Annotated in this window: 13 protein-coding genes and 1 pseudogene; 10 read left to right on the top strand and 4 right to left on the bottom strand. The window is 71.6% G+C overall.

Annotated features, from left to right (window positions below; all coding sequences use genetic code 11):
- Positions 1–26 precede the first annotated feature (26 nt).
- From AB0M39_RS33240 to AB0M39_RS33265, 6 genes and pseudogenes are all read left to right on the top strand, one after another.
- Entirely contained in the window at positions 27–284 is a 258-nt protein-coding gene (locus AB0M39_RS33240) for an acyl carrier protein (protein WP_365370377.1), read from the top strand.
- On the top strand, positions 281–1,522 hold the full coding sequence (locus tag AB0M39_RS33245) for a beta-ketoacyl-[acyl-carrier-protein] synthase family protein (RefSeq protein ID WP_365370379.1): 1,242 nt from the start codon (positions 281–283) through the stop codon (positions 1,520–1,522). The genes AB0M39_RS33240 and AB0M39_RS33245 overlap by 4 nt, the downstream gene beginning before the upstream one ends.
- Positions 1,519–2,628: a beta-ketoacyl synthase N-terminal-like domain-containing protein gene (locus AB0M39_RS33250; protein WP_365370381.1), complete on the top strand. Its 1,110-nt coding sequence runs from the start codon at positions 1,519–1,521 to the stop codon at positions 2,626–2,628. Before AB0M39_RS33245 ends, AB0M39_RS33250 begins: the two co-directional genes overlap by 4 nt.
- Positions 2,625–3,371 carry a 3-oxoacyl-[acyl-carrier-protein] reductase gene (fabG, locus tag AB0M39_RS33255; protein ID WP_365370383.1) on the top strand — a complete coding sequence of 249 codons (747 nt, stop codon included), beginning with the start codon at positions 2,625–2,627 and terminating at the stop codon, positions 3,369–3,371. The genes AB0M39_RS33250 and fabG overlap by 4 nt, the downstream gene beginning before the upstream one ends.
- Positions 3,368–4,225, top strand: coding sequence for a 4'-phosphopantetheinyl transferase superfamily protein (locus AB0M39_RS33260; RefSeq protein WP_365370385.1), 858 nt, complete (start codon positions 3,368–3,370; stop codon positions 4,223–4,225). Before fabG ends, AB0M39_RS33260 begins: the two co-directional genes overlap by 4 nt.
- A pseudogene (locus tag AB0M39_RS33265) lies at positions 4,222–5,175 on the top strand (hydroxyacid dehydrogenase); the annotation flags it as partial. The gene AB0M39_RS33260 and the pseudogene AB0M39_RS33265, both read left to right, overlap by 4 nt.
- Positions 5,176–5,240: 65 nt before the next feature.
- Here AB0M39_RS33265 and AB0M39_RS33270 read toward each other — a convergent pair.
- Positions 5,241–6,287: a helix-turn-helix domain-containing protein gene (locus tag AB0M39_RS33270; protein ID WP_365370401.1), complete on the bottom strand. Its 1,047-nt coding sequence runs from the start codon at positions 6,285–6,287 to the stop codon at positions 5,241–5,243.
- A gap of 117 nt (positions 6,288–6,404) precedes the next feature.
- On the opposite strand from AB0M39_RS33270, the gene AB0M39_RS33275 reads away from it, so the two are divergent.
- From AB0M39_RS33275 to AB0M39_RS33285, 3 genes are all read left to right on the top strand, one after another.
- A complete protein-coding gene (locus tag AB0M39_RS33275; protein WP_365370387.1) occupies positions 6,405–6,746 on the top strand; it encodes a hypothetical protein in 342 nt (113 codons plus the stop codon).
- A 143-nt stretch (positions 6,747–6,889) separates the two neighbouring features.
- Positions 6,890–7,084, top strand: a complete 195-nt coding sequence (locus AB0M39_RS33280; protein ID WP_365370389.1) for a hypothetical protein — start codon at positions 6,890–6,892, stop codon at positions 7,082–7,084.
- A complete protein-coding gene (locus AB0M39_RS33285; protein WP_365370391.1) occupies positions 7,084–7,380 on the top strand; it encodes a chorismate mutase in 297 nt (98 codons plus the stop codon). The genes AB0M39_RS33280 and AB0M39_RS33285 overlap by 1 nt, the downstream gene beginning before the upstream one ends.
- Positions 7,381–7,560: 180 nt before the next feature.
- On the opposite strand, the gene AB0M39_RS33290 is transcribed toward AB0M39_RS33285, so the two are convergent.
- From AB0M39_RS33290 to AB0M39_RS33300, 3 genes are all read right to left on the bottom strand, one after another.
- Positions 7,561–8,223, bottom strand: a complete 663-nt coding sequence (locus AB0M39_RS33290) for a DUF4360 domain-containing protein (RefSeq protein ID WP_365370393.1) — start codon at positions 8,221–8,223, stop codon at positions 7,561–7,563.
- Positions 8,224–8,554: 331 nt separating this feature from the next.
- Positions 8,555–8,788, bottom strand: coding sequence for a chaplin (locus AB0M39_RS33295; RefSeq protein WP_365370395.1), 234 nt, complete (start codon positions 8,786–8,788; stop codon positions 8,555–8,557).
- Positions 8,789–9,159: 371 nt separating this feature from the next.
- Positions 9,160–9,573 carry a rodlin gene (locus tag AB0M39_RS33300; protein WP_365370397.1) on the bottom strand — a complete coding sequence of 138 codons (414 nt, stop codon included), beginning with the start codon at positions 9,571–9,573 and terminating at the stop codon, positions 9,160–9,162.
- Between the two features lie 322 nt (positions 9,574–9,895).
- Between AB0M39_RS33300 and AB0M39_RS33305 the strand changes: the two genes are divergently transcribed.
- Positions 9,896–10,437: vitamin K epoxide reductase family protein (locus AB0M39_RS33305; protein ID WP_365370399.1), on the top strand; the 542-nt coding region annotated here is incomplete at its 3' end.

Raw genomic sequence — 10,437 nt, forward strand, 5'->3', positions numbered from 1 at the left:
CGCACAGATCCGAGAGGCACCGTTCCATGACTGTCAACGCAACCGCTGACGTGGCGGCCGTCCGGGCCATCATCATCGACGTCCTCGAGCTCGAGGACGACGAGCTCACCGAGACCAGCCTGTTCATCGAGGACCACGGCGCCGACTCGCTCGGCGCGATCGAGATCCTCTCCCGCATCGAGGCCGAGCTCGGCGTGGTCATCCCGCAGGAGGAACTGGTCAAGCTCACCAACCTCGAGAGCGTGCTCGAGGTGCTGGCCACAGCCGAGGGGCGGCAGCCGTGAGCACCGAGCACCGCCGGGTCGTGCTGACCGGCTGCGGGGTCCTGTCCAGCATCGGCACGGGGGTCGCGGAGTTCACCGCGGCCCTGCGTGCCGGGCGGGTCGGCACCGGCGACATCACGGTCTTCGACGCCACCGGGTTCGCGGCCCGCCGGGGCCACCAGGTGAACGGCTTCGAGGCCTCGGCGCGGCTGCGCGCCCTGCGGCCCGAGGACTCCGGGCGGGCCTCGCAGTTCTCGGCCGCGGCCGCCCGGATGGCCCTCGAGGACGCCGGGCTGACCGAGGAGCAGCTGCGCGAGCGGCGCGGCACGATCGTCATCGGCACCACCGACGGCGAGGTCGGCGAGCTCGACCTGCTCGCCGAGTCCGCGCTCTCCATCGGCCTCGCCGCCTTCACCGGACGCGCCATGTCCCGGTCCGCCACGGGCAGCCTCGCCCTGAGCGTCGCCCGCGAGCTGGGCCTGTCCGACGTGGAGACCGGCACCGTCGCCACGGCCTGCGCCGCCGGCAACTACGCCATCGGCAGCGGCTTCGACGCCGTCCGCAGCGGCGAGGCGGAGTGGGCGCTGGTCGGCGGCGCGGACGCGCTGAACCGCAAGACCTTCGCGGGCTTCTCGCGGCTGGGACTGATCGACCCGCAGGAGTGCCGCCCCTTCGACTCCGAGCGCAAGGGCCTGCTCACCGGCGAGGGCGCGGGCCTGCTGCTGCTGGAGACCGAGGAGTCGGCGCTCGCCCGCGGCGCGCACATCTACGCCGAGGTGCTCGGCTACGGCCTCAACTGCGACGCCGCGCACCCCACCGCGCCCGAGGAGGACAGCGTCGCGCGCTGTATCCGCATCGCGCTGGAGAACGCCTCCGTCAAGCCCGAGGAGGTCGACCTGATCTCCGCGCACGGCACCGGCACCCCCACCAACGACACCACCGAGATCGCCGCGATCCGCCAGGTGTACGGAGAGGGCGTGCCGCGCACGGTCGGCCTCAAGGGCATGATCGGCCACACCATGGGCGCGGCGAGCGCGCTCGGCGCCATCGCCTCGGCGCTCGCGATCCGGCACGGGTTCGTCCCGCCGACCGCCAACCACCGCACCACCGACCCGGCCTGCGACGTCGACGTGGTGCCCAACGAGTCGATCCCCGCGGACGTGCGGATCGTGCAGAACAACGGCCTCGCGTTCGGCGGCAACAACGCCGTCGTGCTGCTGGGCCGCCACGAGAACCCCCGAGGGGAGTACGCCCGATGAGCACCACCGCGGTCATCACCGCCTGGTCGGCGGTGTCGCCGTACGGCATAGGCGGCGAGGCGCTGGCCGAGGGCCTGCGCTCGCGCACGGCGCCGTCGCCGTCGGCGGCGCCCGAGGAGTGGCTGTCCGAGGACGGCGCCACCGCCCGGCTCGTGCCGGACTTCGACGTCCGCGCGGCGCTCGGCAAGGTCGGCACGCGCGGCCTGGACCGGATGACGGGACTGACGGCCGTCGCGGTGCGCGAACTGCTCGGCGACGACGAGGGCGGCACGGGCACCGGCCTGGTGCTCGGCACCGCCGCCGGCAGCGTGCAGGGCTTCCTGGAGTTCACCAAGGCGTCGCTGGAGGGCGACCGGCCCATCGACGTGCCGCCGTCGAAGGTCCCCAACATGGCGATGAACAGGGCGGCTTCGGCGAGCGCGATCCGCCACAGCCTCAAGGGCCCCAACTCGACCGTCGCGGCGGGCCGGCTCTCCGGACTGGCAGCCCTGTCCCACGCCCGCCGGCTGCTCGCGGACGGCCGGGCGCAGCGGGTGCTGTGCGGCTCGGTCGAGGAGTACTCCGCGGGCCGGGCGCTGCTGACGCGGCGGGCGTACGAGGAGGACGTCGTCCTCGGCGAGGGCTGCGCGATGCTCCTGCTGGAGCCGGGCCCCGGCGACCGGGAGAGCGAGAGCGGCGCCGTCGACGAGAGCGGCGCGGCCGGACTGGCCGAGGTCCTCGCGGTCCACCACCGGGTGGCCCTCGCCGCGGACTTCGCGGACGTCCTGTCGGCCACCCTCCACGAGGCCCTGGCCACGGCGGGCGTGAGCCCGGACGAGGTCTGGGCCGTGATCCCCTCCGCCTCGCCGGGCCCGGCGGGCGCGCAGGAGGAGCAGGTGCTCCAGGCCCTGTTCCCGGAGCCGGTCCGCACCCGGATCCCCTCCCCGGCCCTGCTGGGCGACACGGCGGCGGCCTCGGGCTCGTTCCAGATCGCCGCCGCCCTGGCCGCGCGGCACGCCGCGGGCAAGATCGTCCTGGTCACGGCGACGGACGCGGACGGCCCGGTGGGCTGCGCGGTCCTGCGTCTGCTGACCGACGGCACGCCCGCCGCGGACGGCGCCTCGTGAACGCCGCACCCGCCTCCCGGCCCGTCGCCCTCATCAGCGGCGGGTCGCGGGGGATCGGCCGGGCCGCCGCGCTGCGGCTCGCCCAGGACGGGCACGACGTCTCCTTCTGCTACCGCGGCGACGAACAGGCCGCCGACAACCTGGAGAAGGAGCTCGCCGCGCTCGGAGCGCGCTCGCTGGCCGCACGCGTCGACGTCGCCGACGCCGACAGCGTGCGCGGCTGGGTGAGCCGTACGGAGAAGGACTTCGGGCCCGTCGCCGTCGCCGTCACCTCCGCCGGCATCACCCGCGACAAGCCGCTGCTGATGATGTCCGACACCGAGTGGCACGAGGTCATCGACACCAACCTGGACGGCGTCTACCACGTCTGCCGGGCCGTCGTCTTCCCCATGCTCAAGCGCCGGGCCGGCGCCATCGTCACGGTGTCCTCCGTCTCCGGACTCCAGGGCAACGCCGGGCAGACCAACTACGCCGCCTCCAAGGCGGGCATCGTCGCCTTCTCCCGCTCGCTCGCCAAGGAGGTCGGCCGGCGCGGCATCCGCGTCAACGCCGTCGCTCCCGGGCTGATCGACACCGACATGTCGGCCGTGCTCGACGACACGGTCAAGGACCAGGTCTCCGAGCGCACCGCGCTCGGCCGCGCGGGCCTGGCGACCGAAGTCGCCGACGCCATCGCCTTCCTGGCCTCCGACCGAGCCGCGTACATCACCGGCGCGGTCCTGCCCGTGGACGGCGGCCTATGACCGCCCGCGCCCTCGACGCCGGCCCCGAAGCCGGCGTCGAGGGGACCGCAGCGAGCGGCGCCGGCGCCCTGGAGGCCCCCGGCACGGAAGGGGGGCCGCTGGCGCGGGAGCACCCCTGGGCCGCCCCCCTCGCGCCCGGCCACTGCCAGCTCTGGTGGGCCTCCTCGGCCGACGCCCACCCGGCGCTCCACGAGCTGCTCGACGCGCGCGAGCGGACCCGGCTCGCCGCGCTGCGCAACCCCGGCGCCCGCGACCTCTACCTCGCCGCCCACGCCCTGGCCCGCGTCGTCGCCGCGGCCCAACTCGGCCTGGAGCCGGCCGAGGTGGACCTCACGGTGGTCTGCAAGCACTGCGGCGGACCGCACGGCAAGCCGCAGCCGCCGGACCCGCTGCGGATGTCCCTGTCCCACTCCGGCGGACGCGTCGTCGTCGCCCTCGCCCACTCCACGGCCGTCGGCGTGGACATCGAGGAGATCGGCCCGTACGCCCCCGACGTCGCCCAGCGGGTCCTGGCTCCGCAGGAGCGCGTCGTCCTCGGCGCGCTCCCCGCGGCCGAGCGCCCCGCAGGCTTCATCCGCTACTGGACCCGCAAGGAGGCCCTGCTCAAGTCGACCGGCGACGGCCTCGCCGTCGCCCCCGAACTGCTCAGGGTCACCTCGCCCGACGCCCCGCCGCGCCTGCTGAGCTGGGAGGGCCCGGACCGTCCGCTGCTGCCGCTGCGCCTGTACGACCTCGAGGCGGGACCCGGCCACCGCGCCGCGCTCGCCGCCGTCGGCGCGCCGCTGCGCCTCGCGCACCACGACGGCTCCGCCCTGCTGCGACTTCACTCCACCGAAAGGGAACTGGCCTCATGAGCCCGCTGCGTACGTACGTCGCCCTGATCGCGGACGCGCTCACGCCCTCCGCCGAGTCCGTGCTCACCCGGGACGGCACGGTCGAGGTCCGCCGCGTCGACGGCACCGACCGCCCGGCGCTGCTCGCCGCCCTCGCCGACGCCGACGCCGTCCTCGTGCGCTCCGCCACCCGCGTCGACGCCGAGGCGCTGGCCGCCGCGCCCCGTCTGAAGGTCGTCGCCCGCGCGGGCGTCGGCCTGGACAACGTCGACGTCCCCGCGGCCACCGCCGCCGGCGTCACCGTCGTCAACGCCCCGGCCTCCAACGTCGTCAGCGCCGCCGAGCACGCCGTCGCCCTGCTGCTCGCCGTCGCCCGCAACGTCCCGCAGGCCGACGCCGCGCTCAAGTCCGGCCGCTGGGCCCGCAGCGAGTACGCCGGCGTCGAACTGGCCGGAAAGACGCTCGGGGTGCTCGGCCTGGGCCGGATCGGCTCGCTGGTCGCCCGCCGGATGGCCGCCTTCGACATGGAGGTCGTGGCGTACGACCCGTACGCCGCCGAGGCCCACGCCGCCTCCCTGGGCGTGCGCCTGGTCGGGCTTGACGAACTCCTCGCCCGCGCGAGCTTCCTGACCGTGCATCTGCCCCGCACCCCTGAGACCACCGGGCTGATCGGCTTCGAGGCGCTCCAGCGCGTCCGGTCCGACCTGCGGATCGTGAACGCGGCGCGCGGCGGGATCGTCGACGAGAACGAGCTGTACGCCGCCCTGAAGGAGGGCCGCGTGGCCGGCGCCGGGCTCGACGTGTACGCGACCGAGCCGTGCACCGACTCCCCGCTGTTCGAGCTCCCGAACGTCGTGGCCACCCCGCATCTGGGCGCCAGCACCCCGGAGGCGCAGGAGCGCGCCGGTACCCAGGCCGCCGAGTCCGTCCTGCTCGCCCTCGCGGGCGCGCCCGTCCCCGACGCCGTCAACGCCCCCGACAAGGTCCTCGCGGTCAGCCGGTGACGTCGGCCGCCGTCCGGCCGCGTCCCGTCGGGTCACTGCCCGGCGCCCGCACCCGCTCCGCCGTCCGAGCCCGCGGTACCGAGCCAGCCCCGGCTCATCGCGAGCGCGCCGGCCTGGAAGCGGCTGCGGGCGCCCAGGCGTGCCATGAGCTCCGCGGTGACGCGCCGGCCGGTACGCACGGACACGCCCAGCTTGCGGGCGACGACCTCGTCCGTGTGGCCCTCCAACAGCAGGTCGAGGACGGCCTGTTCCTGCGCGGTCAGGCCCTCCGGCTCCTGCGGGCGCGCTCCGCCGATCGGCTGCGCCTGCTCCCAGGTCTGCTGGAACAGCGAGGAGAGCGCGGTGATCACGCCGGTGCCGTCGAGGACGAGGATGCCCTTGGCCGCGGCCTCGGGGTCGGTGGGGACGATGGCGGTGCGGCGGTCGTAGATGATCATCCGGAGGGGGAGCTGCGGGATGGTGCGCACCTCGCCGCCGCACTCGTGCAGCCAGCGGGCGTACCCGAGGGTCGCCGGGTCGTTGCGTATGGAGTCCAGATAGACGTAGCGCAGCCGGACGCCTCGTTCGAGGGCCTTCTGGTCGAGCGGCCGGGCGGCGTCCAGGGCCGCCTGGGTCTGGGCGCCCCGGGGCGCGAAGACCTCTATCTCGCTCTCGGCGCCGTGCGAGAGGCGCTCGATCTGGGAGCCGATGGCGTCCAGACCGGTGTAGCGCCGTACCTCGGTGGTCGCCGCCGAGGGGCTGTCGTCGTACTCCGTGAGCATCCGGGTGATGGTCAGCCGGGTCGCGGCCATGGCCTGCTGGCGCTCGGCGAGCTCCTGCTCCTGCCGGTGCAGCAGACTCGCCAGCCCGAACTCCGGGTTGACGAGCCGCATCTTGTCCGGTTCCTCCGCGGACCTCCGCACTAGGGCGAGCCCTGCCAGCTCGTTGAGCGTGTCGGTCACTCTGGAGGCAGGCCAGCCGAGTACGTCGGCGATTTCCGCCACACCTGCCCTGGGTGTTCTGAGAAGTACTCGGTAAACCGATTCTGCATCCGTATCCAGACCCAACTGGTCCAACGTTCGCCCCCCGGAGAACTCCATGCCTACCGCGCGGTCACACGCAGCGACGAAACTCACTATCTCAGGCAAAGACGATCAACAGCAACGTTACTCACTGGTCGGTAGTTCGATTCAGCTGCAGTTCACTGGGGAGACAGCATGTTCCTCGTGACGGCCAGGGTGCCCGCGGCGGCGCTGACCGGCGGCGATGCGCTGGAGGATCGTATCCGCCGGGTCGTCACCACGGAGGACCGTCTGGAACATCTTCATCTACGGCTCGCGGCCGACGGCGAGGCGCAATTGGTGCTCTTTCTCGGCCATCCGGACGCGGCCCGCACGGAGGCGGCTGCGGCCCTTCTCGTGGAGCGCGCGCTGACCCCGTCGATCGATCCCCCGATGATCGACTGGGAACCGGCTCTTCCCCTTCCGCTGGCCATGGAGCAGCTCGGACTCGTCCCGGGTGACAGGGAGTTGCCATCACAGGACCCTGACAGTCCGTGATGCAGACGGGACGGGGGGTGAGAGGCAAGACTCATGGCTGTCGGGAACGGAACGCCGGACCCGCTCAGCAGAAGAAGTGCCAGGGGGAGAAGACAATCATGAGGTACACCGCTCATCGCCGCGCCGGATCCATTGTCAAGCACATGACGGGAACCGGCATCGCCGTCGCCGCGCTGGTAGCACTGGCCCCGGCGGCAGCCGCGTCCGAGTCGCACTCCGGGAGCGCCGCGTCGGCGAGCGCCTCGGCCTTCGTCTTCAACGTGGACCTCGGCGTGAAGCCGCTCGACCTCGCACAGCCGATCCAGCTCGTCGTCAACGGCAACACCTGGGGAGACTAATGCTCACGCAGCAGGAAACGGCCGTGCAGACCGCGCAGGCCGCGGCGACCGTCGAAGACCTGCGCCTGGACATCGACGGCGTCGACGCCCAGATCCGCGCCCTGTTCGAGCGCCGCCGCGAGCTCTCGCACGCGGTGCAGCGGGCCCGGATGGCCGAGGGAGGGTCCCGTACGGACACCGGCCGCGAGATGAAGGTCATCAAGGGGTACGCGGACGGCTTCGGCCGCCAGGGCACCGCGATCTCGCTGGCGCTGCTGGAGCTCTGCCGGGGCGCGTCGCCCTCGGCCGAGAACTGACCGGCCGCACACCAGAACCACGCCCCTGCCGCCGACCACGGCGGCCGGGGCGTCGGCTGCCCGCCCGCGCCCGCGGCGGGCAGAGACAGGCCCCGGACCCGGGCGGCGCCTCCCGGGTCCGGGGCCTGTCGCCTGCGCTCAGCCCCTAGCGGGGCGCGGCGTCAGGCGCGTTGTGCCCCGTCAGGACCACGGGTCGGGGTCCGGGCACTCCTTCCACGCCAGCCGGTAGATCGTGTTGATCTCGCCGTCCGTCGAGTCCATCGTCATGAAGCTGGTCGTCTTCTTGGGGTCCGAGGTGCCGGCGTTGACCCGGATCTCGGTGTTGATGTTGAAGTTCCGCTTCACCCCGCAGGGCGCCCAGACCAGTTGCCCCCACTCGGTGGTGTCCGTCGCCTGCCAGCTGTCGTCGTAGGGCCCCGCGAAGGGGTGGTTTCTGACGGCCGTGTCCGGTGAGCCCTGGAAGTAGTACGAGGCCTTCTGCGTCGCGGTCGCTCCGGACTGGAGGCTGGCGAACCCGCGGTAGTCCGCGCTGGCCACCGCGTAGGTGAAGCCCTGCGGCACATGCACGATCAGGTTGAGCTGGCAGTTCTTGCGGAAGTCGGTCGGCTGCGCGCCCACGCCCACCTTCGCGAGGTACTCGCTGTAGGTCACGGTGAAGGCGGTGTTGTCCTCGGACACCGCGACTGCGGCGCTTCCTTGACGACATCCCGATCCGTTGACGGTCGCGATGTCGATGGTGATTTTGTCCGGGGGCGCCACAGTGACGGCGGACGCGGGCTGTACGGCGAGGAGTGAGGCGAGGAATGCCGCTGTCGCGCCGCCGGCGATAAGTGCACGGGACATGATTCTCCCATCGGGGGAATGTGAGGGGTTCGGCCGGAAGACAGCCCAAAGAAGGGCATGGGCATGTCAACTCTTCACCTATCTGGGCGCTTCTCGAAGAGCCGGGTCGATGGGAATGGTAGGGATCGGCGGCAGACTGCGACAGGTCTGTTATCGGCCGTGAATCCGAGCGTCGGCGGCCCGAACCGGACGGTCTACGCGCATACAGCCGCTCTACGCGCATACGGTCGCTCACGCGGTCGGGTCTGCGCGCACGCAGACGGCCCCGCAGGGCACAAGCGTGCTCTGCGGGGCCATATGACACTGCGCCCGGCAAGGGCTGTGCCGAAGGTCAGTCGTTGATGCAGATGTTGCCGCCCGTGGGGTTCAGCAGTGCAAGGATGTTGACGCTGTTGCCGCACACGTTGATGGGGATGTTAATCGGAACCTGAATCACGTTCCCGGACAGCACGCCCGGCGAACCGATGGCGGCGCCCGTGGCGTCCGCGTCGGCCATGGCGGGCGCGGCGCTGCCCAGGGCCATGATGAGACCCGCGACGACGGCTGCGGCCTTCTTGTGCTTCATTTCGATCCTTTCAGCAGCGGCGTCAAACGCATGAGCGACCCTCGCGCATACGCAGCCCGTTTCCTGTGGCGTGCACACCGCTCCAATGCAGGTAACGAATGGATTCCCATAAAGGAACCTCGATGAGTCTGCTAGTTCGAAAAGTCACTCGTATGCATCACGGGTGATTTGCTGAACTGACTCAGAGGTTTACTCGCAGTATAGGTTTCCAGTTCTAGCGGCACTTTTTCAAATATCCCGCTAGGCGGCCGAATATTTCGACGCCCGAGTTGATGCCAAAGGCGCGTCGGTGTAATGCGTCCCGTGCTGGACAGGGGTACGCCCCCCGAGTGCGGTGCACTCGGAGGGCGTACTCGGTCTGCTGGGCGCGCTCAGTTGTTGCCGGCGCCGTTGCCCGACAGGACCGGGATGTTGCTGAGGACGTGCGCCAGCGGCTCGTCGCCCTTGGCCTGGGTGGAGTTCTCGGTGCACTGCTGGTTCTGCGGGCCGCCCGAGAGGATCGGGACGTCCTGGACGGCGATGTCCGCCAGGCCGGCGAGGGCGCCGAGGTTGGCCTTGACCGGCACGCCGAGGCAGGGCTTGTTCAGGGTGCCCTGGACCAGGCCGAGCTGCGGGCTCAGGTCGCCGTGGGTGCCGAAGTTGCCGAAGGCCTGCTCGGCTCCGTTGCCGCTGAACGACGTGGTGCCGCCCTCGTTGCCGATAGCCATCGCCTGCGGGGCCATCGCGGCGCCCACGCCCACCATCGACGCGGCGACCATCGTCGTAGTCAGAATCTTCTTGATCACTTCTAGTCCCTTTTCGCTTTGAACGGTCGATCGTGGAGCAGACTGATCAACTGCGTCCGACGGGTTTGGTTCCGTGCATTCACCCGAATGCAGCATCGCTGCGGCGTATGCCCCGCGACGCATCGCGTCGCCGGCTGGGGGCTTCCTCGTGGATGCGGGATCGCCTGCGCGGCGTGCCCGGCTATTGCACCATCCGGCAGCCGTCGACCGTCGCGGAATTCACCCGTCTGCCGAATGAATCGTGGCGTCCGTTCGCCATTCCCTATTGGGGCACAATAAGGGGCCCAGTTCGCTAGCGAAGCGGTGAGACAGTATGACAACTATGGCGACTGAGCCGGCGTCCGTCGGCCATGGGAGCAGGCGACGGCCGCCCGAGGAAGGCGTCGGCGCGCGGCGCGGGCTCGCGCTCCTGCTGGTGATCACGGGCGCGGCGGGCCTGCTCGCCGCGTGGGTGATCACGCTCGACAAGTTCAAGCTGCTGGAGGACCCGAACTTCACGCCGGGCTGCAGCCTCAACCCGGTCGTCTCCTGCGGCAGCATCATGAAGAGCGAGCAGGCGGCGGTCTTCGGCTTCCCCAACCCGATGCTGGGGCTGGCGGCGTACGCGGCGGTGGTCGCCGTCGGCGCCGGGCTGCTGGCCGGGGCGCGCTACCGCCGCTGGTTCTGGCTCGGCCTGAACGCGGGCACGGCCTTCGGAGTCGGCTTCTGCACCTGGCTCCAGTACCAGTCGCTGTACAGCATCAACGCGCTCTGCCTGTGGTGCTCGCTGGCCTGGGTCGCCACCATCGTCATGTTCTGCTATGTCACCGTGCACAACGTCGAGCACCGGATCGTCAAGGTCCCCGAGGGCCTGCGCAAGGGCCT

This window comes from Streptomyces sp. NPDC051907 (assembly GCF_040681075.1).
Classification (GTDB): domain Bacteria; phylum Actinomycetota; class Actinomycetes; order Streptomycetales; family Streptomycetaceae; genus Streptomyces.

Bases quoted from the DNA above. Each gene is read 5' to 3' on its own strand.
- AB0M39_RS33240 (WP_365370377.1), top strand. From the start codon at position 27: ATGACTGTCAACGCAACCGCTGACGTGGCGGCCGTCCGGGCCATCATC.
- AB0M39_RS33250 (WP_365370381.1), top strand. From the start codon at position 1,519: ATGAGCACCACCGCGGTCATCACCGCCTGGTCGGCGGTGTCGCCGTAC.
- AB0M39_RS33260 (WP_365370385.1), top strand. From the start codon at position 3,368: ATGACCGCCCGCGCCCTCGACGCCGGCCCCGAAGCCGGCGTCGAGGGG.
- AB0M39_RS33270 (WP_365370401.1), bottom strand. From the start codon at position 6,287: ATGGAGTTCTCCGGGGGGCGAACGTTGGACCAGTTGGGTCTGGATACG.
- AB0M39_RS33275 (WP_365370387.1), top strand. From the start codon at position 6,405: ATGTTCCTCGTGACGGCCAGGGTGCCCGCGGCGGCGCTGACCGGCGGC.
- AB0M39_RS33280 (WP_365370389.1), top strand. From the start codon at position 6,890: ATGACGGGAACCGGCATCGCCGTCGCCGCGCTGGTAGCACTGGCCCCG.
- AB0M39_RS33285 (WP_365370391.1), top strand. From the start codon at position 7,084: ATGCTCACGCAGCAGGAAACGGCCGTGCAGACCGCGCAGGCCGCGGCG.
- AB0M39_RS33290 (WP_365370393.1), bottom strand. From the start codon at position 8,223: ATGTCCCGTGCACTTATCGCCGGCGGCGCGACAGCGGCATTCCTCGCC.
- AB0M39_RS33295 (WP_365370395.1), bottom strand. From the start codon at position 8,788: ATGAAGCACAAGAAGGCCGCAGCCGTCGTCGCGGGTCTCATCATGGCC.